The sequence below is a fragment of the Micromonospora fiedleri genome, assembly GCF_016774385.1.
Lineage (GTDB): Bacteria > Actinomycetota > Actinomycetes > Mycobacteriales > Micromonosporaceae > Micromonospora > Micromonospora gifhornensis.
The window spans coordinates 74,760-100,082 of sequence record NZ_JAETXL010000005.1 but is presented as its reverse complement, the minus strand read 5'-3'; the positions used below and the strand labels follow the sequence as shown (position 1 = coordinate 100,082).

The following is a 25,323-nucleotide window of genomic DNA, read 5'->3' as shown; positions in this document are numbered from 1 at the left end:
GCCACGGTCCCTACCAGCGCGTAACCTACTCACGGTAAAGTTGGCGAATGCCGGAACTCGTGTACCCGCCCGTGATCGCCGCCGCCAAGACCATGTTCCGGGTGCTCGACCTGCGGCTCACCGTGCAGGGCTCGCACCACGTGCCGCGTACCGGTGGGGCGGTCATGGCCAGCAACCACGTCAGCTACCTGGACTTCATCTTCTGCGGCCTCGGTGCGCTGGAGTCCAGGCGGCTGGTCCGGTTCATGGCGAAGGAGTCGGTGTTCCGGCACCGGGTGTCGGGCCCGCTGATGCGTGGCATGCGGCACATCCCGGTGGACCGGGGGGCGGGCGCCGAGTCGTACGCCGCCGCGCTCGCCGCCCTGCGCGCGGGCGAGGTCGTCGGCGTCTTCCCGGAAGCGACGATCAGCCGGTCCTTCACCGTCAAGGAACTCAAGAGCGGTGCCACCCGGATGGCCTGCGAAGCGGCCGTGCCGGTGCTGCCGGTGGCGCTCTGGGGCACCCAGCGGCTCTGGACCAAGGGGCGCCCCCGCACGCTGACCCGCCGACACACCCCGATCACCATCCTGGTCGGCGAGCCCCTGCACCCGGCCGCCTATCCGGACGCGAACGCGATGAGCGCCGACCTGAAGACGCGGTTGCAGGAACTGGTCGACCGGGCCCAGCGGGAGTACCCGGACCAGCCCGCCGACGACGCCGACCGGTGGTGGCTGCCGGCGCACCTCGGCGGCACCGCGCCGACCCCGGCGGAGGCCGCCGCGCTGGACGCCGCCGACCGCCGGGGCTGACCCGGCGCCCTACCGTTGGCCCGAGGCCTCGCCGTACGGCAGTTGCACGGCGGTGCGCGGGCGGTAGTAGTCGTCCCGGGAGCGGAACTCGACCGGCAGCGACCCGGGCAGGATCACCCGCGTCGGACCGGGGACGGGCGAGACGAGGGCGAGCCGGGACAGGGCGTCCCGTTCCGGTGGGGAGAGGTCCATCAACTCGGGCCGGGTCAGCCGGAAGGTGGCCACCGCGCGGCGGATCTCCTGGCTCAACTGCGCGATCTGCGCGTCCGGCCCGATCAGGGCGAGCGCCGGCTGCTGGATCGTACGCAGTGCGTCGCAGACCACCAGCAGGCGCGCAGGGGAGTCCAGGCCGCACGGCGAAAGTTCCAGTCGGGACGGCCACTGCCAGCGGATCTGCCCGCTGACCAGGCCGGAGTTGGCCCGCCGGTGCCGGCCGCCGACCACGGCGAGTTGCGAGCCGGCGCCGACGTACACCAGCCGGTGGTCGGTGACGGTCACCGTGACCGCGTGCGGCAGCGCCCAGGTACGCCGGGACTCGGTGGGACCGAGCAGGTGGCCGGCCACGTCCACCTGCCACCGGCCGAGAATCCATTCGTCGCTGGCCGGCACCAGTTCGTGGCGCCGATCCAGGGTCGGGCCGGTGTCGTCCGTCGCGTCGAACCGATGCGGCGCGATGAAGAATGGGGACGCGTCATCGTGCATCCTGACGAACCTCCGGTGCAGACGGCATCTGTGCACGAGCCTCGCCCAATTCGGCCTGCGGTGTCATGACGCCTGTTAGGGGGTCGGCCACTCGGCCGACGCCTGCGACCGGTAGATGCCGATCTCCTCCGGTCGGACGAGGCCGTCCTCGATCGCCCGGGCCAGCAGGGCCGCCTTCGTGGCGGCCGGCCTGCCCACCCGGCTGTACTTGATCCGCGCTCGGTCGACGTACTGCTTGACGGTGTGCTCGCTGATCCGCATCCGGCGCGCGACCGACGCCTTGGACATCGACTGGAACCACAGCAGCAGCGCCTCGCGTTCCTTGTCCGACAGCATCGGGCGGTCCGGCCGCGAGTCGCCGACCATCGCACCGGCCAACGCGGGTGCCACGTACGGGCGGTCGCTCGCCGCGTCCAGTACGGTCGCCACGCAGTGTTCCCGCCCCTCGTGCTTGGCGAGGAAGGCCACCGCCCCGGCGTCCAACGCGGCGAGGATCGTCGGCGGATCCGAGTGTTCCGAGTAGACCACCACGCGTCTGCCGGCCGCGCTCAACTCGGCCAGCTTGTCCAGCACGAGTCGGCCGTGCAGCCGCAGGTCGAGCAGGACGACGTCGGCCTCGGGCGCGGCCCGCAGCACCTCGTCGGGATCGTCACCGGTGGCCAGCACTGTCAACCGTGGCTCGGTCGCCAGCCAGGCGCGCACCCCGTCGACGACCACCGGGTGATCGTCCACGATCGCCACCCCGACAGGCCGCCCCGGCGTCATCGACGCCAGCGCGTCTGCGTCCATCTGATCTCACCGTCCCGCTCGTAGAGGTACTCCACCTGTTCGTCGCCCTGCTCGGGCTGCCCACCGGTGGCGTCCGGGCCGGCCCGGTCCGGGACGACCAGGCTGACCACCACCTCGTCCGGATTGGCGACGATGGTCAGCCGTGCCCAGTCCCGCTCGTCGGCGAGCGTGGCGGTGAGCGGTTCGACCAGCCGGCGACGGACCTGTACCGACAGTGGTGGTGGTGTACCGATTGTGACAAGGTCGATGGACAGGCCGTCCCGCTCGGCGAGATCGGCGGCCGCCCGCAACTCGTGCAGCAGTGGATGGGGCACGTCGTCGGATTCGGCGATCAGCCGCCGCAGCCGGGCCGCAGCGCGTACGCACCGGCGCTGCACGTCCGGATCGGACGGATCGGCCCGACCCTGCGCCAACTCGGTCAACACCTCGGTCGCGGCGTCGCTGACCACGGCCAGTCGATCGCGCCGCTCGCCACGGGCCCGCTCGGCCGCCTCGCGTTCGGCCAGCATCACGTTGCTGGCGGCGGCGCTGGCCGCCCGGTCGCGCAGGAGCAACCCGAGCATCAGCGCCCCGGCGAAGACCGCCACCGGCAGCGACGACGTGCCGTAGAGGGCCATCGCGGCGCGGGCCAGGTCGGCCGCCCCGGTGGCGTCGTGGAGCACGACGGCGGTCAGCGCGGTGGCCGCGTGTGCGGCCAGCAGGGCGAGCAGCCACCGGACCGGCCGGCCCCAGAGCACCACCAGGAAGAACCAGGCGAGGGTGCCCCAGACCCAATTGGCCGGGCTGAACAACTGCGCGCGTCCCACTGTGGCGAACACCGCCACGTCGACCGCGAGCAGCAGCCCGACCAACGGAGGCGTGGGCAGCGGAGTGTCCCGCAGCAGCCGGACCCCGGCGAGCAGCCCGACGGCCGCCACCAGCAACCAGGCGCCGAGCACCACCTGCGGTACGGCCAGTTGGGTACGGGCGCTGAGCACGGCGGGTAGCGCGATCGCGAGGTGCCAGATCAGCGCGATGGTGACCGCCACGATCCGGGCGCCCCGGTCGGAGACCCGGGCCACCGCAGCGGCCGCCTGCCCGACGCCGACCTTCACCGCGGTCGTCGCTGCCCGGCCGTCGTACCCGCCGGTCACGGGGATGACCGCCGGGGTCAGGCGGATCGCCTCCGGGTCAGCTGACATCCGACCACTCCAGCCGGATCCGGGTGCCCTGACCGGGCGCGGAGTCCACCTCGGCCCGGCCGCCGATGGTCGTCATCCGTCCCACGATGGACTCGCGTAGCCCGTACCGGTGGGCGGGGACGGTGGCGGGGTCGAAGCCGGGGCCCTCGTCGCGTACCTCGACCGTGACGCGGCCGGCACGGGTGCGCAGGCGCAGCATGGTGGCGGCGCCGGGGGCATGTCGGGCCACGTTGGACAGTGCCGCGTGTGCGCTCTCCGCGATCACCTCGGCCACCGCGGCCGGGAGCGTGCACGGCGGCAGGTCCGCGTTGACCGGCAGGCCGGGCAGGCGGGCGAGCATCTCCCGGAGGCGTTCGTCCAGCCGCCGGGTCGCGTCCGCCGGCACCGACCGGGCCTCGGCCAGGGTGGCGAGGGTACGCAGATCGGCGGCGCACCGTTCCCGCAGCGCCGCCGACGAGCCGGCGACCACGCCCTGCCCGACCATGGTCAACGTGGCCAGGACGGTGTCGTGCAGGTCGCGGTTCTGCTGGCGTTCCGCCTCCCGGGCGGTGCGGGCGACCAGCGCCGCCCGGGAGGCGCGCTGGTCGGCCACGAAGTCGGCGTCGGCCCGCGCCACCCGGCGGCGCATCACCGCGGTCAGCATCGACGTGCAGGCGACCTGGGTCAGCAGGGTGACCGCGTGGGCGCGTGCCTCGGCGGTGTTGCCGGCCGCGTGCGCGCCGGTCGCGTAGGCGGCGGCGACCAGCAGCCCCGCCGGGATGGACCAGCGGGCCGGGGCGGTGGCCTGCGTGTTGATCACCGTGGTGCTGGCCAGTACCGCGATCCAGCTCGCCTCGCCGGGCAGCACCTCCGGTGCGACGAGCACCGGGATCGCCAGACAGGCGGCGATGGTGAGCGTCAGGTCGCCGACGACCAGGGGTGCGTCGATGCCGTGGTGCCAGGCCCGCGTCGCGTACCAGATCGACCAGACGGTCAGCACGGCCACGGCGGGCACGAGCAGGTCGGTGCGGACCGGCGGGGTGCGCACGGCGAGCGCCACCGCCGCGCAGACCAGGCCGCAGGAGAGCCGAAGCAGCGCTGGCAGGCGGGTGAAGATGAACGCGAAGGCCCCGGTCGCCGGTGAGTCGACTGTGGTGGGTGGCGCGGTCAGGGTGGCCAGGGCCGGCATCGGGTAAGAGCGTCCTTCGCGACAAACGACCCGATCCGGGTACGCGCTGAGAAATCGAAGCCGGAGAATAACATAATGCGAGGTCGATGGTGACGTTCAGTGTCGGGTGAGTTGTCGGACCTGGGCTCTTGTCCGATGAACGGCAGTGAGGTCGCCGCGTCGACCCGCAAATCGATGATCATGCCGTCTCGGTCGCCGGGCGCCTGTACATCACATAATATGCATTGATCAATGCCGATATCAGAGGGGGTGGCATGAGAATCCGACTCGCAGTCGGAACCGCACTCACCGCCGGCCTGGTCGCCGGCAGCGTCGGCCTCGGCGGGCTGGCCGGCGCGGTCCCGAGCGCTGAACGTCCGTCCGGTGCCGGGGCGGACCCGGCACCCGCAGCGCTCGCCGTCGGTGACTTCGACTTCACCCGGCCGGAGACGGTCGCCACCGGGCTCCAGGTGCCCTGGGGGATGGACTTCCTCCCCGACGGCAGTGCGCTGGTCGCCCAGCGCCCCACCGGGCAGGTCGTCCGGGTCCGGCCCGGCCAGCCACCCGAGTCGATCGTGCAGATCTCCGGCGTGAGCGCCACCAGTGAGGGCGGCCTGCTCGGCCTCGCGGTTTCCCCGACCTACGCGCAGGACGGCTGGATCTACGTCTACTTCACCACGGCCACCGACAACCGCATCTCCCGCTTCCGGCTCACCGCCCCGCAGACCCAGCAGCCGATCCTCACCGGACTGGCCCGCGCGTCGATCCACAACGGCGGCCGGATCGCCTTCGGCCCCGACGGCATGCTCTATGTCGGAGTCGGTGACGCGGGACAGACGGCCACCGCACAGAACCCGCAGAGCCGCAACGGCAAGATCCTGCGGATCCGACCGGACGGCTCGGTGCCGCCGGACAACCCGATCGCGGGCTCGCCCGTCTACAGCCTCGGCCACCGACACGTGCAGGGGTTGGCCTGGGACGCCCAGGGCCGACTGTATGCCACCGAGTTCGGCCAGAACACCTGGGACGAGGTCAACCTGATCGTGGCGGGCGGCAACTACGGCTGGCCCACCGTCGAGGGCCGGGCCGGCGACCCCCGCTTCCGGGACCCGCTGATCACCTGGACGCCCGCCGAGGCGTCACCGAGCGGCGCCACCATCGCCGGGGACCGGCTCTTCGTGGCCGCCCTGCGCGGCAACCGCCTGTGGAACGTGCCGCTGACCGGCACCGGCTCGGTGGGCACCCCGACCGCGGAACTGGTCGGTACGTACGGCCGGCTGCGCACCGTCGAGTACGGCCCGGACGGCTGGCTCTGGGTCACCACCAGCAACCGCGACGGCCGGGGCACCCCGGCGGGCAGTGACGACCGGATCCTGCGCTTCCCACCCCGGGACACCACTCCGCCGCCGACCACGCCACCGCCCACCACTCCGCCGCCGACCACCCCACCGCCCACCACGCCGCCCCCGACCACGCCGCCGCCCGGGCCGGCGGAGTGCACGGTGAGTTGGACGGTCAACCAGTGGAACACCGGCTTCACCGCCGAGGTGCGGGTCGCCAACCGGGGCGCGGCGCTCAACGGTTGGACCCTGACGTGGTCGTTCAGCGGTAACCAGCAGGTGACCGGCGGTTGGAACGCCCAGGTCACCCAGTCGGGGCAGACCGTGACCGCACGCAACGCCGCGTGGAACGCCGCACTGCCCACCAACGGCACGGCGAGCTTCGGCTTCCAGGCCACCTACTCCGGCACCAACAACCGTCCGAGCGAGTTCCGCCTCAACGGCACGACCTGTCAGATCGGCTGACCGCGTACCGGCCCGGTCCGTACCGCATGGTCTGCGGTGTGGGCCGGGCTGCCTGTGTGCGGGGGCGGGCCCGCATCGACAGCGCGCCACTTCGGGAGTGCGCACTCGGGTCTGTCGAAAACCGCCACCGCGGCAACGACTCACCTGTGACGGCGCGCCAGGCGTCGCCGTGACAACCAATGAGCCCGCAGACCGGCCGTAGGCCGATCCGTTGCCCGCAGGAGTCAGCCGTGCCGAAATGCAGCGTCGTGATCTCGACCTACAACCGCAGAGAACTGCTGCGCCGAACCCTCGACTCGCTCACCCGGCAGACGTTGCCGCGTACCGATTTCGAGGTGCTCGTGTGCGACGACGGGTCCTCCGACGGCACCGGCGACATGGTCGTCGGCTACGCCGACCGGATCGACGTCCACCACCTCTACCAGGAGGATCTCGGGGCGCGGGTCTCCGCCGCCCGCAACATGGGGATCACCGCCGCCCGTGGCGAGGTGTGCGTGTTCCTCGACGACGGCGTCGTGGCCGCCCCCGACTGCCTGCGGGCGCACGTCGAGGCCCACGAGGCGGCCGACGGTCCGCTCGCGCTGATCGGGTACGTCTGGGCCTACACCCCGCACCACGACGTCTCGGCCGAGGACGCCGCCCGGATGGAGCAGATCCTCGACCGCTCCGACGCCGACGAACTCATCGCCTGGTTGCGTGCCGACGGGCGACTGCCGGACTTCCGCGAGGAGTACTACGCCAAGTACGGCGACGACTTCGGCACCGAGCCCGCCCCGTGGTCGATCTTCTGGACCTGCAACGTGTCCGCCCCCACCGAGATGATCCGCGAGGTCGGGATGTTCGACCAGGGATTCCGCGGTTGGGGCGGGGAGGACTGCGATCTCGGCTACCGGCTGCACCGCGCCGGCGCGTACGTCGCCCTCAGCCGTGCCGCGGCGGCGGTGCACATGCCGCACCCGGGCGCCAGCAAGAGCGAGGAGGCGTACAACTACGCCTACATGGCCGACAAGTACGACACCCCGATCACCCGGCTGCTGCACCGGTACACCAGCCTGGAGGTCAACCCGTTCAACATCAACGACGTGATCAAGGCCGAAGGGCTGCCCAGCTGCGCCGAGTACGAAGCGCAGGCGGCCGCCCGATGAGCTGGCTCGCCCGACGAGCCGCCGAGCGGTGGGAGATCGTCAAGCTGTTCCGGCACGCCGGGGTCGGCCTGATCGCCGCGCTGGCCGTGGTCAACCTGGTCCTCGGCGTACTGCCGGTGGTGTTCGTCATCGCCACCAGCATCATGCTCGGCAAGGTTCCCGGGGCCGTCGAAGCGGGCCTCGACTCGCCCGAGTGGGCGTCGCTGGTGCAGACGTTCCTGATCGGCGCGGCGGCTTTCGTGGGCCAGCAGCTGCTGGCCCCGGTGGTCGCGCTGCTGCGCGAACTGGCCGCCCGCCGCGTCGACGGCGCACTCTTCCGCACCCTGATGGAGGCGTCGCTGCGCAGCCCCGGTATCGGCCCGCTGGAGGACCGGGACACGCTCGACGATCTGCGCAACGCCGCACGCGAGCTGGAGTTCGGCTTCCAGAGCCCGGGACAGGCCGTGCCGGGCCTGCTGGCGCTGCTGGCCCGGTACACCTCACTGGCCGGCTACGCGGTGGTGGTGGGGGTCGTCTTCTCCTGGCTCGCCGCGGCCGGGCTGGTCACGGTCGTGCTGCTGTTCCGCCACGGGCAGCGCGGCGGCCTGCGCAGATACGCCAAGGTGCGGTTCGCCGCGGCGGGCGCGTCCCGTCGGCTCGACTACGTGCGCGGCTTGGCCGTCGACAGCGCGGCCGGCAAGGAGATCCGGGTGTTCGGGCTGATCGGCTGGCTGCGCGAGCAGCTCGCCGACGCGTACGCCCAACTGCTCGGGCCGGTGCGGGCCGCGCGCCGCCGGGTGTACCTGTGGCCGTTCGTGTGGTTCGCGGTGTGGGGTGTGCTCGTGACCGGCGCGGTGTTCGCCAGCCTGGGCGCGTCCGCCGCCGACGGGATCACCCTCACCGCGTTCGTGCTGGTGGTGCAGTCCTCGCTCGGGGCGCTGCGGCTGTCGGAGTACTACGGCGAGGCCGATGCCCAGACCTGCATCGGCATCTACGGCTACCGGGCGCTGCAGAAGTTCACCGCCCGCATCGACGCCACCGTCCCGGTCGATGCCCAGCCCACCACGGCGCCACCCGCCCCGGAACCGGTCTCGGAGATCCGTTTCCAGGACGTCACCTTCCGCTACCCGGGCCAGGACCGACCGACCCTGTCCGGCCTGAACCTGACCATCCCGGTCGGCCGGTGCACCGCGCTGGTGGGCGTCAACGGCGCCGGCAAGACCACAATCGTCAAGCTGCTGGCCCGGCTCTACGAACCGGACAGCGGCGCGATCCTGGTCGACGGCGTCGACATCCGGACCTACACCGTCGACCAGTGGCGGGCCCGGCTCGGCATCATCTTCCAGGACTTCGCCCGGTTCGAGGCGTCGGCCGCCGACAACATCGCCTTCGGTGCCGTCGCGGCACAGTCCGACCGGGACGGCGTGCGACGTGCCGCCGCAGCGGTCGGCCTGGGTGAGCTGCTCGCCGAGCTGCCGCAGGGCGAGGACACGCCGCTGGCCCGGCACCTCACCGGCGGTGTCGACCTGTCCGGCGGGCAGTGGCAGCGCGTGGCGCTGGCCCGGGCGCTGTTCGCGCTGCACCACGGCGCACCCGTGGTGATCCTCGACGAACCGACCGCCAGCCTCGACGTACGGGCCGAGGCGCAGTTCTTCGACGAGTTCGCGGACCTCACCCAGGGAGCGACCACCTTGCTGATCTCACACCGGTTCTCCAGCGTGCGCCGCGCCGACAACATCGTCGTGCTGGCCGGCGGCGACGTGGTGGAACAGGGCACCCACGAGGAGTTGATGGCTGCGGGTGGCCGCTACCACCAGCTGTTCAGCCTCCAGGCCGACCGGTTCGCGACCGCGGAGGTGGACGCATGATCGAGGCGATCCGTGGTTCCGGGCGGCTGCTGGCCACGGCGTGGCGGTTGGACCGTCGCCGTGCCGCGCTCTCCGTCGTCCTGGTGCTGGCCGGGGCGGCCGCGGCCCCGCTGATGGCGTACGTGCTGGGTCAGATGACCGGCCAGGTCGTCACCGGCCAGGCCGCCGCCGCGACCCGCAGCGGTCTGCTCGTGGCGGCGCTGGCGATTGCGATGCTCACCTTCTCCCACTTCGCCCACATCGCGTACTTCGAGTTGGCGGAGATGGCCGAGGAGGACTTCGACGAGCAGTTGATGACCGTGTCGAACGGCTCGCCGGGCATCGAGCATCACGACCGGCCGGAGCTGGCCGACGAGATCACCGTGCTGCGCCGGGAAGGTCGGCAGTTGGAGGGCGCGATGGACGCCCTGATGAACGGGCTCGGCCTGGTGCTGGCCATGGCCGTGACCGGCGTGCTGCTGGCCGGGGTGAACCCGCTGCTGCTGCTGTTGCCGCTGGCGGCGCTGCCGCCGCTGGTGGCGGGCCGGGTGGCCGAGCGGATCCGGGACCGGGCCCGTACGGCGACCGCCGAGCCGACCCGGGTCGCGCTGAACCTGTTCCACCAGTCCACGTCGGCCAAGGTCGCCGGTGAGCTGCGGGTGTTCCAACTCGGCGACGAACTGACTGCCCGGCACGAGCAGCAGTGGGAACGGGCCACTCGCGGCCTGACCCGGGGACACTTCCTGGCCACCGGGGTCCACGCGGTGGGGCAGGTCGTGTTCGCCCTGGCCTACGTCGCGGCGGTGCTGCTTGTCGTACGCGACGCGATGACCGGCCGGGGCGGTGTCGGCGACGTGGTGCTGGTGATCGTCCTGGCGGTGCAGGTGAACCAGCAGGTGACCACGGCGGTGACCCTGCTCCAGACCTTGCAGCGCATCTCCGCCGCGTTCATCCGGTTGCGGCGGCTGAGCGCCGACGTCGCCGCGGCGGACCTGGGCGCGGCCGAGCAGGATCTGCCCGAGCGGCTGCGTACCGGCATCTCGCTGCGCGACGTGTCCTTCGCCTACCACGGCACCGGCCGGGAGGTGCTGCGCGACGTCAACCTGGACATCCCGGCCGGGACCCGGGTGGCGGTGGTGGGGGAGAACGGCGCGGGCAAGTCCACACTGGTCAAGCTGCTGTGCGGCTTCTACCAGCCCACCAGCGGGCAGGTGCTGGTCGACGGCGTCGACCTGACGGCGGTGTCACCGCAACGGTGGCGGGAACGCATCTCGGCCGGCTTCCAGGACTTCGCCCGGTACGAGTTCACCCTGCGCCAGAGCGTCGGCCTCGGCGACCTGCCGCACGCCGACTCGGTGCCGCACGTACGCGACGCCCTGGACCGGGCCCAGGCCACGCCGGTGGTCGACGCGTTGCCCGACGGACTCGACACGCAACTGGGCCGCAGCTGGACCGACGGCCAGGAGCTGTCCGGCGGCCAGTGGCAGCGCCTCGCGCTGGGTCGGGCGATGATGCGCGGTGAACCGCTGCTGCTGGTGCTGGACGAACCGGCCTCGGCCCTGGACCCGGCCGCCGAGCACGCGTTGTTCGAACGGTTCACCGAGCAGGCGGGACGGGTGTCGCGCGCCTCCGGCGCCATCACCCTGTTCGTCTCGCACCGGTTCTCGACGGTGCGGATGGCCGATCTGATCATCGTGCTGCGCGACGGCGCGGTGGCCGAGGTGGGCGACCACGCATCGCTCGTCGCCGCCAACGGCCTGTACGCGGAGCTGTTCGAGTTACAGGCACGCGCGTACCGCTGAGGCGACAAAGACGAGGGGCCGCCCGATGGGCGGCCCCTCGTTCTGGTCTGTGTCAGCCGGCCGTCATGCCGGGGCCGAGCAGTTCCACCTTGCGCCCGATGCGCTGCGCCTCGGCCAGGACGTGCCCGCCCCAGGTGTCCCAGAGCCCGGCCAGCCGCGACGTGATCAGCACCGTGTCGACCGACTGGTCCTCCAGCAGGGTCCGCACCCCCAGCGCGTGCAGCGGGGTGTGCGCAGTGTCTGCGGTGGCCTGCCGCACCAGCGCGGCGTCGAAGTCGGCCACGAACGCCGGCGGCAGCTGCGGGGGCAGCACGCCACCGGCACCGAACACGGCGATCCGCTCACCGGGACCGATCCGGATCGCGGCCTGCGCGAGCTCGGCGGCGACGTCGACCTCGGCCACCTGCTGCGACCAACGCTCCAGCTCCAGCCAGCACTGTTCCCAGCGCCAGTACTCGTTGGCGACGCACAGCACGTAGCCGATCTCGATGACCGGCTCGGGGTACTTGCGCAGGAACTTGAAGGTGTTGGCCACCATCTCCGGCCACCGCTTGGTCATGTCCCGCTCGTGCGGCCACTCGATGATCCAATTGTCCTTGTCGAAGTGCAGGTCGACCCCGGCGCGGAGCAGCTTGAACCCCATTTCCAGGTCCTCGCCGCCCCAGCCGGTCATCGACTCGTCGAAGCCACCAACCGCGTGGAAGTCCTCGGCCCGCATGGACACGTTGAGGGCGAAGAACAGCTGCCAGGGCAGGGGCATCGCTTCGAGTTCGAAGTCGTACGCGGCCAGCGCGTCGTGCCGTACGTCGCGGAAGGCGGGCAGGTCGCGGTACTTGGCGAGCACCTCTTCCGGGCGCATCGTGGCCAGGTCCCGGTCCAGCCCCTCCAGCGCGGGATAGCGCGGGTCGTAGCCCCAGCCGTAGCCCAGGACGCTGCGCCGTGGGGCGCCGACGTGCGCCGAGAGGTGCCGCTCGACCAGGTCCGGCGCGAGCATCCCGCCGCCGTCCAGGAAGATCAGGATTTCCGCCTCGGCGAGGGCGGCGCCTCGGTTGCGGGCGAGGCTGACGCGGTCGCCCAGGTCCTCCTGGAAGCAGTACTTCAGGCGCAGGCGTTCGCGGAACGAGGCCACCACGTCGGCCGTGTCGTCGGCGGAGCCGTCGTCGGAGACGATCACCTCGAAGTCCGACAGCGGCTGAGTCTGTCGGGTGAGCTGCTCCAGCATGAGACGCAGCAGGTCGGCGCGGTTGTAGGTGGGAATGATGACCGAGGCGTGCGGCGTCGTCGTGCTGTCGATCATATCGTCGCCTCTCATTGTCTGGCCGTCTCGACCGCCACATCATCACTGGCCGGCCCGGGGGTGTGCATTTCGCAGAATGCGCAGTTCGGAGCGGCTGGTGAGGCGCTGCGTGAGCGGCCGCCGGGAGGCTCACGGTGGCGGTGTGCGGCGGTCCCGAGGATCGGCGGTGAATCGCCGCGACAGCGGCACCACGGGGCCGGCGAGCCCGCCGTGATGTCGAACCCGGGGCCGCTGATCCGACCCTCTTGAGAGGGGGCCGCGACGGTGCCCGGGCGGAGGAGTGGCGTGAGATATGTCCTGCTGATCCACAGTGATCCCGACAGCTGGGTGCATCCGATGTTCCTGCCCAGCGGCACCGACGTCGACCTGTGCGACGCCCGGGCCGCGGCTTTCGACAAGCTGCTGCGGGAGATCACGGAGTCGGGCGAACTGATCGCCGCGTCCGCGCTGGCCGACCCGATCACCAGCACGACAGTACGCCGCAGCGGCGGAGCCCTGTTGGCGACCGACGGGCCCGTGGTGCCGGCCCGCAGCCACCTGGCGGGCTTCCTGGTCGTGGACGTCGACAGTCCGCAGCGCGCCGTCGAGGTGGCCGCTCGACTGCCCGCGGCCGGTGACGGCCGGGTCGAGATACGCCCGGTGATGGGATTGTCCGGTATGGAAATGTGATGCCTTGCGTTGCATTTCCTCCGTAGTGCGCTATTCCAGGTGGTTGGGAGGGTTATCGACGGTCTAGTCCGGAACTAGAGTGGGGATACGAGTGCTGTTGACCGTGAGGTCCGGCGTCGCCGTCTATCGCCTTCGCGCTGATTCCCCCGAGTGTGTTCCGGTTGGTGACGTGCGGCGCTGCTCCGTCCTGTGAGGAGTGTTGAATGGTTCCGTACCGCATCGAAGTTCCGCAGGAAGCCCTCGACGACCTGGACCGGCGATTAGCCGAGACGCGCTGGCCGGGGGAGATGCCCGGCGCAGGGTGGGATCGTGGTGCGCCGGTCGGCTATCTGCGCACGTTGGCCGAGTACTGGCGGGCCGGCTACGACTGGCGGGCCGCCGAAGCCGAGTTGAACCGGTTACCGCAGTTCACCACCGAGATCGACGGCGCGAACATCCATTACGTGCATGTGCGTTCGCCTGAGCCGGACGCGACGCCGATGATCATTACGCATGGTTGGCCGGGTTCGTTCGTGGAGTATCTGGATGTGATCGGTCCGTTGACTGATCCGCGGGCGCACGGTGGTGATCCGGAGGATGCGTTTCATCTGGTGATTCCGACGTTGCCGGGGTTCGGGTTGTCGGGTCCGTTGCGTGAGCCGGGTTGGAGCATGCCGCGGGTGGCGGGTGCGTGGGCGCAGTTGATGGCCCGGTTGGGTTATGACCGGTACGTGGCTCAGGGTGGGGACTTCGGGTCCTGGGTCACCGTGATGCTGGCCGGCATGGACCACGAGCATGTGCTCGGCGGGCATCTCAACTTCCTGCCCACCCCGGCGGTGACCGAGTCCGAGCTGGCCCAGCTGACCGAGGCGGAGCAGGAGCGGCTCTACCAGTTCTGGCGTACCAGCGGGCAGCTGGCCGGGCACCTCTACATCCAGTCGACCCGGCCGCAGACGTTGGGGTACGGCCTGACCGACTCGCCGGTGGGGCAGTTGGCCTGGATCGTGGAGAAGTTCAAGGACTGGACCGACTCGGCCAAGGTGCCCGAGGACGCGGTCGACCGGGACCGGATGCTGACAAACGTCATGCTGTACTGGCTGACCTCGACCGGGGCGTCCTCGGCGCACTTCTACTACGAGAACGCGGCACTGCTGCCCATCGCCACCACGCCACCGCCCGAGCTGCCACCGCCGCCGTTACCGTTCGGCGTCGCGGTGTTTCCGTGCGACGTAGGGCAGCCGATCCGGCGCTTCGCCGAACGCGGGCTGCCGAACATCGTGCAGTGGAGCGAGTTCGACCGGGGTGGCCACTTCCCGGCGATGGAGGTGCCGGACCTGTTCGTCGGCGACCTGCGCGCCTTCGCCGCCAAGATCCGCCAGGGCTGAGCCCGACGGCCGGGGCGCGGGGGCGCGGCCCGTCCAGGAGCACCGAGCCTGAACCGCTGGCCACCGTCCGTGCAGGGTGGCCAGCGGTTCGGGTGGCGCTCAGACGAAGAAGGTGTTGGGTTCCTGGCCGCACAGGATCCGGCCGTACAACTCCAGGTTGGTGCTGGGCAGGTTCAGCGCGTGCAGGTTGATCGTCTGCATGTCGCGCTGGATGCGCTGGATCGGGATGGTCGAGTAGATCGAGGACGCGCCGCTGGCCATGGCGTAGATGTTCACCGCGTCCATGCCCAACTGGCAGACGCGGCCCACCGCCATCCGGGCGTACGCGCGCTCCTTCAGGCTCCATGGCTCGGCCCGCAGGCCCTTCCCGTCGACCATCTCGGCGAGCCGCCGGGCGTGGTACTCCGCCTCGTCGATCTTGAGGTCGGCGTCGGCGACCTGAAGGTGCGTGACCGGTGCCTCGATCTGGCTGGCGTACCCGGTGTTGGTGATCGGGCGGCCGGGTACCCGCTCGAAGAACGCCTCCCGCGCCGCCTGGGCCAGGCCGACGATCTTGCCGGTGGTGGCGGCGGAGACGGCGCCGACCATCGGACCGCGATAGATCGGCAGGTCGCGGTTGAGGACGGACGCGTACTGCTGCTGCATCAGCGCGCTGATCTTGATGTACTTCGCGGTGGGGATGAACAGATCCTGCGTCCGCAGGGTGACGCTGCCGGTGCCCCGCAGACCGGAGACCTCCCAGTCGTCCTCGACCTCGAAGGCGCTCATCGGCGCGATCGCCAGGACCGGCTCCGCACCGCCCTCCCCGTCGGGCAGGATCGCCGACAGCAGCTTCCACTGGCTGTGCGCGGCGCCGCTGTTGAAGTTCCACTGCCCGGACACCACGATGCCGCCGTCCTTGGGCACCGCCATCGCGGTCGGGGCCAGCGTGCCGCAGACGCGTACGTCCGGAGAGGTGAAGACCTCCTCCTGCACCTCGTCGGGGAACATGCCGACGTTCCACGACATGATCCACCAGGCGGCTGTGTTGAAGGCGGCCGATCCGTCGCCGCGACCGAGTTCGATGCCGACGTCGACCAGGGTCCGGGTGTCGCAGGCGTAGCCGCCGAACCGTTCCGGAATGCGTAGCCGGAAGATCCCGGCATCGGTCATCGCCTGCACGGTCTCGTCGGTCAGCCCGCGATTGCGCTCCGACGCCAGGGCGTTGGCCCGCAGCACGGGCACCAGGTCGGCCGCGCGCCGGCGGATTTCGTCACGGGTGGGTTTCTGGCTGACGTCCACGGGTTCTCCTTTGTCGGGCCGCACGGACCGTGCACATTAATGCGCAATCCCGAAGCTGCCGAAAATGGTTGCGGCGTGCTTCATCTGTGAGTCGCATGAGCGTTTAACACGCCGATGCTAGCGATCCGAGTCGGACGCCGAGAAGGCCCACTGGCTGCGAATGTCGCAGCAATATGCGAGATGTACGTCGATCCGAAGTTGACAAGAATGGCTTCCGACAATCGAGAACATCAATTCCGGATGGGGGCCACGCGGATGGCTGACTATCTCGGTGATCACGCCGTCGTCCTGGGGGGCAGTGTCGCGGGATCGCTCGCGGCCCGCCTGCTCTCGGACCACTACCGGCAGGTGACACTGATTGATCGCGACACCCTCATCGGCTCGGAGGGCGACTCGCGTCGCGCCGTGCCCCAGGGCCACCACATCCATGCTCTGCTGGCCCGGGGACAGCAGATCCTGGACGAGCTGTTCACCGGCTTCACCGACGAACTCGCCTCGATCGGCGTACCGATCGGCGACTTCGGCACGAGCCTGAGCTGGTACTTCAACGGCAGGATGATCCAGAAGGCGGAGACCGGCCTGATCTGTGTCGCCGCCGGGCGGCCGCTGCTGGAGTCCCGCCTGCGCGGCCGGGTCAGGGCGCTGCCCAACGTGACCTACCGCGAGCGCACCGACATCATCGACCTGGTCGCCACACCCGGCCGCGACCGGATCACCGGCGTCCGTGTCCAGGCGCACGACGCCGCCGAACCGGAGGTGCTCGACGCTGACCTGGTCGTCGACGCCACCGGCCGCGGCACCCGGACGCCCAGGTGGCTGGAGCAACTCGGCTACCCGAGCGTGCCCGAGGAACGGGTCAAGATGGAGTTGACCTACACCACCTGCCACTTCCACGGCCCGCTGAACTTCGACCCGATCGGTGACGACATCGCCCTGCTGCCGGTGGCCACACCGGGAATGCCTCGCGGCGCGATCTTCGCCCGGCTGCCCGACCGGTACGCCCTGTCGCTGACCGGCATCCTCGGCGAGAAGCCGCCGACGGACATGCACGGCTACCTGGAGTACGCCAAGTCCCTGCCGGTGCCCGAGATCTACAAGGCGCTCCGCGACGCGGAGCCGATGGGCGCCCCGGCGATGTTCCACTTCCCGGCCAGCATCCGGCGCCGCTACGAGCGGATGAGCCGGCTGCCCGACGGCCTGCTCGCCATCGGCGACGCGGCAGCGGTCTTCAACCCGGTGTACGGCCAGGGCATGACCGTCGCCGCGATCGGTGCGACCGTGCTGGGCAAACACCTCGCCAAGGGGGTGCCGCAGCCCCGGGCGTACTTCCGGGATCTGTCCGCGATCGTCGACGCGCCGTGGGACATGGCCGCCGGCGCCGACCTGGGCTTCCCCGGGGTGGAGGGCAAACGGACGCTGAAGACCCGCCTGGGCAACAGCTACATACCCCGGGTTCAGGCGGCCGCCGCCTCCGACGGCGTGCTCTCGGCGGCCTTCCTGCGTACGGCCGGTCTCGTCGATCCACCCACGGCGCTGATGAAGCCGAGCGTGATGTCCCGGGTCTTCTTCGGAAAACGGTGACCCGTCCCTCCCCACCCCATCGAACGTGTCTGTAGGAGGCATCCCATGCAGAGGCGCTGCCCGCACCTCATGGACCGCAACGGCGAGGACATCCACGCCGAGACCGAGGAGATCCGCAAGCAGGGGCCGGTGGCCCAGGTCGAGCTGCCCGGTGGGGTGCTCGCCTGGTCGGTCACCAGCCATGACCTGGTCAAGCGGGTGCTCAGCGACGACCGGTTCGCCAAGGACCCGCGCCAGCACTGGCCCGCGTTCATCAACGGCGAGATCCCGCCCGACTGGCCCATGATCACCTGGGTGGTCATGGACAACATGACCACCCGCGACGACCCCGACCACGAGCGGCTGCGGCGGGTCATCTCGCAGGGCTTCTCGGCGCGCCGGGTCGAGGCGGCCCGCCCCCTGATCGAAGGCATCGCCAAGCGGCTGCTGGACAACCTGGAGCAGGTCCCCGCGGGCACGGTGGTCGACCTCAAGAAGGCGTACTGCTACCCGCTGCCCGCCTCGGTCGTCTGCGACCTGTTCGGCGTGCCCGAGGAGGCGCGGGCCGACGCCCTCAAGGGCGGCGAGGTCAACGTCAGCACCAACATCAGCGGCGAGGAGGCGGAAGCCAACGTCGAGCAGTGGCACAAGGCGATGGAGGACCTGGTCGCCGAGAAGCACGCCCGACCCGGCGACGACCTCACCAGCCTGCTGATCGCCCGCAGGAGCGTCGACGACGAGATCCTCACCGACGAGGAGATGGTCGGCACCCTGCACCTGATGCTGGGCGCCGGCTCCGAGACGTTGATGAACCTGCTGAGCCACGCGATCCTCAACCTGCTCACCCACCCCGACCAGCTCGAACTGGTCCGCAGCGGGCAGGTCGGCTGGGACGCGGTCATCGAGGAGACGCTGCGGGTGCAGTCGCCGGTGGCGCAGCTGCCGTTCCGGTTCGCCACCGAGGACATCCAGCTCGGCGACGTGCTCATCGAGACCGGCGACCCGGTGATGATCGGCTTCGCCGGGGTCGGCCGCGACCCGGCCGTGCACGGCGAGACCCGCGCCGAGTTCGACATCACCCGCGCCGACAAGACCCACCTGTCCTTCGGCCACGGCGTGCACTTCTGCCTCGGTGCGCCGCTGGCCCGGCTGGAGGCGGCGATCGCCCTGCCGGCGGTCTTCGAACGCTTCCCCGACATGCGGCTCGCCGTACGGCCCGAGGAGCTCAAGCCGCAGGGCACCTTCATCATGAACGGCCACGCGGCGCTCCCGGTGTACCTCAAGGCACCCGTCCCGGCGGCGGCCTGATTCCTTCCGATGCAGGGCTCTTCCACATCGTGCGGGAAGGGCCCTGCCCCCTGCGGCGCCAGCGCCGCCCGCCCACCCCTCCAGAAGGACCTGCCATGGCCAACCCCTTGACCTCGGCCGCCCCGGCGCACGCCGAGCAACCCGACACCCGCCGCTGGCTGGCGCTCATCCTGCTGTGCACCGCGAACTTCATGGTCATCCTCGATTCGCAGATCGTGATCATGGCGCTGCCGCCGATATCGGAGGCGCTGCACCTGACGCCCGAGGCGGCGCAGTGGGTGATCAACGCCAACCTGCTGACCTTCGGTGGTCTGCTGCTGCTCGGCGGTCGGTTGGCTGACCTGCTCGGCCGGCGGCGCATCTTCATCCTGGGTACGGTGCTGTTCCTGCTGGTCTCGGTCGCGTCCGGACTCGCCCCGAACGCGGAGGTCCTCATCGCCGCGCGGGCGCTGCACGGTGTGTCGGCCGCGCTGATGGCACCGACCGCGCTGTCCATCCTCAGCACGACGTTCGCCGAGGGCGCCCCGCGCAACAAGGCGCTGTCCCTGTGGGCCGGCATCGCCGGCATCGGCGCGGTCACCGCGCTGCTGATCGGTGGCGCGCTGGCGAGCATCGGCTGGCAGTGGATCTTCTTCGTCAACGTGCCGGTCGCGCTGGTCATGCTCGTGATCAGCCCGCTGCTGCTGCGGGAGAGCCGGGACGCGGGTATCCCGCGCACCTACGACGTGGCAGGTGCGCTCACCAGCACCACCGGCCTGGTGCTGCTGGTCTACGCGGTGGTGGTCGCGCCGGTGCAGGGTTGGCTGAGCCCGGTCACGCTGGGTCTGATCGTCGCCTCCGGCGTGCTGTTCGCGCTCTTCGTCGTCATCGAACGCCGCTCCAGCGCTCCGCTGGTGCCACTGAGCATCTTCCGCAAGCCGAACCTCACCGGCGGCAACCTTGCGATGGTGACGATGGGCATGCTGGCGTTCGGCTTCTCGGTGACGATCTCGCAGTACTCGCAGATCGTCCTCGGGCTGTCGCCACTGGAGTTCGGCCTGCGCCAGGCGATCATGCCGGCCATGGCGTTCATCGGTGCGTACGTCGGGCAGCGCTTCGTCACCCGGCTCGGCTTCCGGCCGGTCGCCGCGGTCTGCCTGGTCCTGCTGGGCGCGGGCAGCCTGATCATGGCGTTGACCGCGACCGGGTCGATGTCCTACGGCGCGACCTTCCTGGCGCTGGTGCCGTTCGGGGTGGGGCTCGGGCTGGGCACCACGGCCGCCTCGGCGGCGGCGCTGTCCGGGGTCGCGTACTCCGAGTCCGGCCTGGCGTCCGGCTTCAACACCGCGGCCCAGCAGGTCGGCGGCGGCCTCGGCGTCGCGGTCGTGCTGACCGTCATCGCCTCGTACGCCCCGGCCGTGGCCTCGCCGACAGCGGGCTTCCAGGCCGCGTTCGCCGCCTGCGTGGTGTTCGCCGTCGTGGGCCTGGTCATCACCCTGACGATGATGCGCAGCAAGCGGGCCACCGACGCCGCCCTCGCCGCGCCCACGCCCGCCCTCAACCACCTCTGACCCCTCGGCACGCGTTTCCGGGCCCCGGCCGGCACCTGCGGCCGGGGCTCAGCCGTGCATCCGAGTCAGCCGCGCTGAGGCGCTCAGCCGTGCAGCCGGGTGGCGCGTGCCTCCAGGTAGCGGCGTTCCGGCAGGTTCGTCGCGCGCCGCGCCGCCGCTTCGTACGCCTCAAGCGCCGCCCGGCGGTCGCCCGCCAGTTCCAGCAGATGCGCGCGCACCGCCAGCAGGCGGTGGCTGCCCGCGAGACGCTCGTCGGAGTCCAGCGTGGCCAGCAACTCCAAACCACGGCGCGGGCCGTGCGCCATGGCCAGCGCGACCGCCTTGTTGAGCCGCACCACCGGGTTGGGCCAGACCTGCTCCAGCAGGTCGTAGAGGACGAGGATCTGCGGCCAGTCGGTGTCCTCGGCGCGCTCGGCCTCGTCGTGCAGCGCCGCGATCGCCGCCTGCAACTGGTACGGCCCGATGGGCGCGTTGCTCAGCGTCCCGGTCACCAGATGGACGCCCTCGGCGATCTGGTCCTGATTCCACCTGGACCGATCCTGGTCGGCCAGCGCGATCAGGGCCCCGTCCGGGCCGGTACGCGCCGGACTGCGCGCGTCGGTCAGCAGCATGAGCGCGAGCAGCCCGGCCACCTCACCGTCGTCGGGCAGCAGCCGATGGATCTCCCGGGTGAGCCGGATCGCCTCACGGGTCAGGTCGGGTCGCCGCAGATCGGGACCGGAGGTGGCCGTGTAACCCTCGTTGAAGATCAGGTAGAGCACGTGACGGACCACCCGCAGCCGCTCGTGCAGGTCCGGGCCGGACGGCATCTGGAAGGTCGCGCCGGCCGCCTTGATCTGCCGCTTGGCCCGGCTGATCCGCTGACTCATGGTCGCGTCCGGCACCATGAACGCGCTGGCGATCTGGGCCGTCGTGAGACCGCCGACCGCCCGCAGCGTCAGCGCCATCTGCGCGGGCCGCGACAGCGCCGGATGGCAGCACAGCAGCAGCAGGATGAGCGTGTCGTCACCGTGCGGCAGGTCGTCACCCGGACCGGCGGCGACGAACTCGTCCCGGGGCGTCAACGCGGCAGAGTTGACCTCACGCTTCTGGCGGGCGGCCTCACTGCGACGCAGGTCGGTCAGCCGGCGACTGGCCACCGTGATCAACCACGCCAACGGGAAGTCGGGCATGCCCTGCTCCGGCCATTGCACCACGGCCGCGAGCAGCGCCTCCTGCACCGCGTCCTCGCAGGCATCGAAGTCGCCGTACCGCCGGACGAGAACGCTGAGGACCTGCGGCACGAGACCGCGCAGCAGATCCTGCACGGTTAACTCTCCATACCCGACAGATCCGCCAGCGGGCGCAGCTCCACCGTGCCGTAGCGCGAGTCGGGCAGCCGGGAGGCGATCTCGATCGCCCGCTCCTCGCTCGCGACGTCGATCAGGAAGAACCCGGCCAGGTGCTCCTTGGCGTCGGCGAACGGGCCATCGGTCACCGTCAGCTGCTCGTCACGTACGCGCAGCGCCTTGCTCGTGGACGGCGCGTCGAGCGCGGCCGACTCGATCAGCTCACCCGACTGCTCGATCTCCGTCAGCAGCGCGCCGAACTCCTTGAGCCGGGTCGCCTGCGCCTCGGGCTCCAACTGCTCACGCTGGTGGAGGAACATCGGGTGCGCCCACTTGGTCGGGTTGCTGTGGATCAGGACGACATACTTCATGGTTCACCCTCGGGGTCCGGCGCCCGCACGGCGCCTCTCGTAAGGTAAGTCGAAGTGAAGAGGCCGATGTCGACATCCCGGCAGCTCGCACTCCAGGCGGGCCGGCAACTGAGCCAGGCTAGAGCATCGCCCCGAAGCGGACAACGACGCCACGCGGGTCGATGGATGCCGGCGTACGGCACCGGTCACGTCGAAATCCCGCGTCCGGCACCGACTCACTTGTGAGACGGGAATTCGGATGGAAGGGAAGGGCATATGGGTCTGCCTACAGTTGTCGACCGGGAGGAGTGGCTGGTCGCCCGCAAGGCGCTGCTGGCCACCGAGGCTGCGGCGAACGAGGCGCGGCGCGCCGCCACCGCCGAGCGGCAGCGACTGCCCATGGTCCGCGTGGACAAGAAGTACGTCTTCGAGGGGCCGCAGGGCACCGTGAGCCTGGCCGACATGTTCGAAGGTCGACGCCAGCTGATCGTCTACCACATGATGTTCGACCCGGCCTGGGAAGAAGGCTGCCGGTTCTGCTCGCTGCTGATGGACAACGTCGGCCACCCGGCCCACCTGCACGCCCGCAACACGACCTTCGCCATCGTGTCCCGGGCGCCGTTGGCCAAGCTGCTGCGCCACCGTGAGCGCATGGGCTGGCCGCTGCCGTGGTACTCGTCGTTCGACTCGGACTTCAACTACGACTTCCACGTCACCCTCGACGAGGCGGTCGCCCCGGTCGAATACAACTACAAGGACAAGGCCACCCTGCTCGCCGAGGGAATGGACTTCTTCACCGAGGGTGAGCAGGGTGCGGTGAGCGTCTTCCTGCGCGACGGCGAGGACGTCTTCCACACCTACTCGTCCTACGGGTGGGAGAACGACATCCTGCACAACACGTTCAACTACCTGGACCTCACGCCGCTGGGCCGGCAGATGGAGGGGCCCGGCAGCGTGGCGATCCGCTTCCACGACCGGTACCCGAGCTGATCCGCCGACAGCGTCCGGTGGCCGACCGTACGGCCGGCCACCGGCCGCGGCGGAGGTGCTCACCTCCGGTCGCGCCAGTCGGTCATCGGCTCGCGGCGCAGCTCGTGCCGCAGCGCCGTGACGATCGACGGGTACGCCGGACTCCAGCCCAGCAGGTGCCGGGTCTTCACCGCGGAGACCTCCTGATCCAGGCGGAACAGGCCGGCGAGGACGGCGATCTCCGCCGGCGGCTCCTCGTCGAGCGGCCAGGAGATGGTCTTGCCGCCGCCGATCACGTCGGCGATGGCGTCGACCTCGATGCTCTCGGCGACCCCGTGCCAGTAGGTGCCAGGCGCGGCCTTCGCGGCCATCGCCACGTACAACCAGGCAAGATCCTCGACGTGTACGGCGGCCCAGCGCACACCCGGCTCGCCGATGTACACCCCCGCACCGACCCGGTCACGCAGCGGGATCCACATGTCGCCCACGACACCGCCGCCGTTGCCGTAGATGAGACCGGGCCGTACGACGATGCCACCGCCCTCGACGACGCGCCGTTCCACCGTGTCCCGCCAGCCGACGAACGGGTGCGGCGTCGGAAGGGTGTCCTCGGCGCGATACCCCTCACCGGAGACGTCCGACCCGGAGGTGTGGATCAGCGGTACGCCCGAGGCGAGCAACGCGTCGATCGCGGCCAGATCCCGCTCCTCGTCCAGCGGAGGACCGAGGTTGACGACCAGGTCGAAGCCTTGGGCCGCCTCGGTCAGTGACGCCGGATCGGTCAGGTCGCCCGGCACGGTGGGGTAGCGGGCCGGGACCTTCGTGCCACCGGGCCGCTGCAGCCCGGTGACCTGGTATCCGGACTGCACGAAAGCGCGCGCGGTGTGGGTGCCGACGTACCCGGCGGCACCGATGATCAGCACCCTCGCCGGGGGATGGATGCCCGCCCCGATCTGGACCTCGAATTCCGACATGTCGTCCCCCTCTTCTCGGGAATGATTCCCATGGCTCGATGTCGGCAGGTACCGCGCAGGGCGAGTGTGGACAGTTGCCTCCAGAGATCAATGCTCTAGCGGAAAGTGCCGCCGAAGCTTCCTTCATCGTGCTCGATATTCCCTGGTCACAAGGCTTTTCTGGGCGGCAGCATGGCTACAGTGAGGTGGCGAGCGTCGTTGACCGCGTGGTCCGGCGCCGCCCGTCGACCGCCTCGCGTGGACCTCCGAACGTTCCGGGGCGCGGCGTGCGGCACTGATCCGTCCTTTAAGGAGTGTTGAATGGTTCCGTACCGCATCGAGATCCCGCAGGAAGCCCTCGACGACCTGGACCGACGGCTGGCCGCGACGCGCTGGCCGGCGGAGATGCCCGGCGTGGGGTGGGAGCGCGGCGTACCCGCCGACTACCTGCGCGAGCTGGTCGAGTACTGGCGCACCAGCTACGACTGGCGGGCCGCCGAAGCCGAACTGAACCAGGTACCGCAGTTCACCACCGAGATCGACGGCGCGAACATCCATTACGTGCACGTGCGCTCGCCTGAGCCGGACGCGACCCCGATGATCATTACGCATGGTTGGCCGGGTTCGTTCGTGGAGTATCTCGACGTGATCGGTCCGTTGACCGATCCGCGGGCACACGGCGGCAACCCGGAGGATGCGTTTCATCTGGTGATTCCGACGTTGCCGGGGTTCGGGTTGTCGGGTCCGCTGCGTGAGCCGGGTTGGAGCATGCCGCGGGTGGCGGGTGCGTGGGCGCAGTTGATGGCCCGGTTGGGTTATGACCGGTACGTGGCTCAGGGTGGCGACTTCGGGTCCTGGGTCACCGTCATGCTGGCCGGCATGGACCACGAGCATGTGCTCGGCGGCCACCTGAACTTCCTCCCCACCCCGCCCAGCGACGACCCCGCAGACATGGCGGCGCTCACCGAGGTCGAGTTGGGCCGGCTGAGCAAGCTCGGGCGCTTCGCCACCGAGCAGGCCGGCTACATGCACATCCAGTCGACCCGGCCGCAGACGCTGGGGTACGGCCTGACGGACTCGCCGGTCGGGCAGTTGGCCTGGATCGTGGAGAAGTTCAAGGACTGGACCGACTCGGCGAAGGTGCCCGAGGACGCGGTCGACCGGGACCGGATGCTGACAAACGTCATGCTGTACTGGCTGACCTCCACCGGGGCGTCCTCGGCACACTTCTACTACGAGAACGCGGCACTGCTGCCCATCGCCACCACCCCGCCGCCCCCGCCCCCACCGCTGCCCACGCCGTTCGGCATCGCGGTGTTCCAGCACGACCCGGGCCAGCCGATCCGGCGCTTCGCCGAGCGCGGGCTGCCCAACATCGTGCAGTGGAGCGAGTACGACCGCGGCGGCCACTTCCCGGCCATGGAGGTCCCGGACCTTTTCGTCGGCGACCTGCGCGCCTTCGCCGCCACAATCCGTCGCTGAGGTCGCAGACGCGGACGGGAGCCGGCC

21 protein-coding genes and 1 pseudogene are annotated in these 25,323 nt (G+C 70.6%); 13 read left to right on the top strand and 9 right to left on the bottom strand.

Going from position 1 to position 25,323, the window contains the following annotated elements:
* Window positions 1-47 precede the first annotated feature (47 nt).
* Entirely contained in the window at window positions 48-788 is a 741-nt protein-coding gene (locus tag JMF97_RS14550; protein ID WP_203222074.1) for a lysophospholipid acyltransferase family protein, read from the top strand.
* 9 nt (window positions 789-797) lie between these two features.
* Here JMF97_RS14550 and JMF97_RS14545 read toward each other — a convergent pair whose 3' ends face one another.
* The 4 genes from JMF97_RS14545 to JMF97_RS14530 form a co-directional block, all read right to left on the bottom strand.
* Window positions 798-1,490 carry a hypothetical protein gene (locus JMF97_RS14545; RefSeq protein ID WP_203222073.1) on the bottom strand — a complete coding sequence of 231 codons (693 nt, stop codon included), beginning with the start codon at window positions 1,488-1,490 and terminating at the stop codon, window positions 798-800.
* Window positions 1,491-1,565: 75 nt separating this feature from the next.
* Window positions 1,566-2,279 (bottom strand): response regulator transcription factor, encoded by a 714-nt coding sequence (locus JMF97_RS14540; RefSeq protein ID WP_013735540.1) that lies wholly within the window; start codon window positions 2,277-2,279, stop codon window positions 1,566-1,568.
* Window positions 2,252-3,460 (bottom strand): hypothetical protein, encoded by a 1,209-nt coding sequence (locus JMF97_RS14535; protein ID WP_203222072.1) that lies wholly within the window; start codon window positions 3,458-3,460, stop codon window positions 2,252-2,254. The genes JMF97_RS14540 and JMF97_RS14535 overlap by 28 nt, the downstream gene beginning before the upstream one ends.
* Window positions 3,450-4,628 (bottom strand): sensor histidine kinase, encoded by a 1,179-nt coding sequence (locus JMF97_RS14530; protein ID WP_203222071.1) that lies wholly within the window; start codon window positions 4,626-4,628, stop codon window positions 3,450-3,452. Before JMF97_RS14530 ends, JMF97_RS14535 begins: the two co-directional genes overlap by 11 nt.
* 254 nt (window positions 4,629-4,882) lie before the next feature.
* On the opposite strand from JMF97_RS14530, the pseudogene JMF97_RS14525 reads away from it, so the two are divergent.
* From JMF97_RS14525 to JMF97_RS14510, 5 genes and pseudogenes are all read left to right on the top strand, one after another.
* Window positions 4,883-5,986: pseudogene (locus JMF97_RS14525) on the top strand (PQQ-dependent sugar dehydrogenase); the annotation flags it as partial.
* 123 nt (window positions 5,987-6,109) lie between these two features.
* Window positions 6,110-6,412: a cellulose binding domain-containing protein gene (locus JMF97_RS32330; protein WP_412101350.1), complete on the top strand. Its 303-nt coding sequence runs from the start codon at window positions 6,110-6,112 to the stop codon at window positions 6,410-6,412.
* A 230-nt stretch (window positions 6,413-6,642) separates the two neighbouring features.
* A complete protein-coding gene (locus JMF97_RS14520) occupies window positions 6,643-7,557 on the top strand; it encodes a glycosyltransferase (protein WP_013735536.1) in 915 nt (304 codons plus the stop codon).
* Window positions 7,554-9,404 (top strand): ABC transporter ATP-binding protein, encoded by a 1,851-nt coding sequence (locus tag JMF97_RS14515; protein ID WP_203222069.1) that lies wholly within the window; start codon window positions 7,554-7,556, stop codon window positions 9,402-9,404. Before JMF97_RS14520 ends, JMF97_RS14515 begins: the two co-directional genes overlap by 4 nt.
* Entirely contained in the window at window positions 9,401-11,185 is a 1,785-nt protein-coding gene (locus JMF97_RS14510; RefSeq protein ID WP_203222068.1) for an ABC transporter ATP-binding protein, read from the top strand. The genes JMF97_RS14515 and JMF97_RS14510 overlap by 4 nt, the downstream gene beginning before the upstream one ends.
* 52 nt (window positions 11,186-11,237) lie before the next feature.
* Here JMF97_RS14510 and JMF97_RS14505 read toward each other — a convergent pair whose 3' ends face one another.
* A complete protein-coding gene (locus JMF97_RS14505) occupies window positions 11,238-12,482 on the bottom strand; it encodes a glycosyltransferase (RefSeq protein WP_203222067.1) in 1,245 nt (414 codons plus the stop codon).
* A gap of 285 nt (window positions 12,483-12,767) precedes the next feature.
* On the opposite strand from JMF97_RS14505, the gene JMF97_RS14500 reads away from it, so the two are divergent.
* Window positions 12,768-13,151 (top strand): YciI family protein, encoded by a 384-nt coding sequence (locus tag JMF97_RS14500; RefSeq protein ID WP_203222066.1) that lies wholly within the window; start codon window positions 12,768-12,770, stop codon window positions 13,149-13,151.
* 203 nt (window positions 13,152-13,354) lie between these two features.
* On the top strand, window positions 13,355-14,515 hold the full coding sequence (locus tag JMF97_RS14495) for an epoxide hydrolase family protein (RefSeq protein ID WP_203222065.1): 1,161 nt from the start codon (window positions 13,355-13,357) through the stop codon (window positions 14,513-14,515).
* 99 nt (window positions 14,516-14,614) lie between these two features.
* Here JMF97_RS14495 and JMF97_RS14490 read toward each other — a convergent pair whose 3' ends face one another.
* A complete protein-coding gene (locus JMF97_RS14490) occupies window positions 14,615-15,796 on the bottom strand; it encodes an acyl-CoA dehydrogenase family protein (RefSeq protein WP_203222064.1) in 1,182 nt (393 codons plus the stop codon).
* A 348-nt stretch (window positions 15,797-16,144) separates the two neighbouring features.
* Between JMF97_RS14490 and JMF97_RS14485 the strand changes: the two genes are divergently transcribed.
* From JMF97_RS14485 to JMF97_RS14475, 3 genes are all read left to right on the top strand, one after another.
* Window positions 16,145-17,377 (top strand): FAD-dependent oxidoreductase, encoded by a 1,233-nt coding sequence (locus JMF97_RS14485; protein ID WP_307816912.1) that lies wholly within the window; start codon window positions 16,145-16,147, stop codon window positions 17,375-17,377.
* A gap of 45 nt (window positions 17,378-17,422) precedes the next feature.
* Complete coding sequence (locus tag JMF97_RS14480; protein WP_203222062.1) at window positions 17,423-18,664, top strand: cytochrome P450 family protein; 1,242 nt, start codon at window positions 17,423-17,425, stop codon at window positions 18,662-18,664.
* A 95-nt stretch (window positions 18,665-18,759) separates the two neighbouring features.
* The gene (locus JMF97_RS14475) at window positions 18,760-20,214 is read left to right on the top strand and encodes an MFS transporter (RefSeq protein WP_203222061.1); all 1,455 of its coding nucleotides are present in this window, start codon (window positions 18,760-18,762) and stop codon (window positions 20,212-20,214) included.
* A gap of 83 nt (window positions 20,215-20,297) precedes the next feature.
* Here JMF97_RS14475 and JMF97_RS14470 read toward each other — a convergent pair whose 3' ends face one another.
* Together JMF97_RS14470 and JMF97_RS14465 are read right to left on the bottom strand one after the other, a co-directional pair.
* The gene (locus tag JMF97_RS14470; protein WP_203222060.1) at window positions 20,298-21,521 is read right to left on the bottom strand and encodes an RNA polymerase sigma factor; all 1,224 of its coding nucleotides are present in this window, start codon (window positions 21,519-21,521) and stop codon (window positions 20,298-20,300) included.
* Between the two features lie 2 nt (window positions 21,522-21,523).
* Window positions 21,524-21,913 (bottom strand): YciI family protein, encoded by a 390-nt coding sequence (locus JMF97_RS14465; protein WP_013735525.1) that lies wholly within the window; start codon window positions 21,911-21,913, stop codon window positions 21,524-21,526.
* A 255-nt stretch (window positions 21,914-22,168) separates the two neighbouring features.
* Here JMF97_RS14465 and JMF97_RS14460 point away from each other — a divergent pair, with 255 nt between their 5' ends.
* Window positions 22,169-22,882, top strand: coding sequence for a DUF899 domain-containing protein (locus JMF97_RS14460; protein ID WP_203222059.1), 714 nt, complete (start codon window positions 22,169-22,171; stop codon window positions 22,880-22,882).
* 59 nt (window positions 22,883-22,941) lie between these two features.
* Here the strand turns inward: JMF97_RS14460 and JMF97_RS14455 are convergent, their stop codons facing one another.
* Window positions 22,942-23,835: an NAD-dependent epimerase/dehydratase family protein gene (locus tag JMF97_RS14455; RefSeq protein WP_203222058.1), complete on the bottom strand. Its 894-nt coding sequence runs from the start codon at window positions 23,833-23,835 to the stop codon at window positions 22,942-22,944.
* 300 nt (window positions 23,836-24,135) lie between these two features.
* Here JMF97_RS14455 and JMF97_RS14450 point away from each other — a divergent pair, with 300 nt between their 5' ends.
* The gene (locus JMF97_RS14450) at window positions 24,136-25,296 is read left to right on the top strand and encodes an epoxide hydrolase family protein (protein ID WP_126713031.1); all 1,161 of its coding nucleotides are present in this window, start codon (window positions 24,136-24,138) and stop codon (window positions 25,294-25,296) included.
* Window positions 25,297-25,323: the final 27 nt, after the last annotated feature.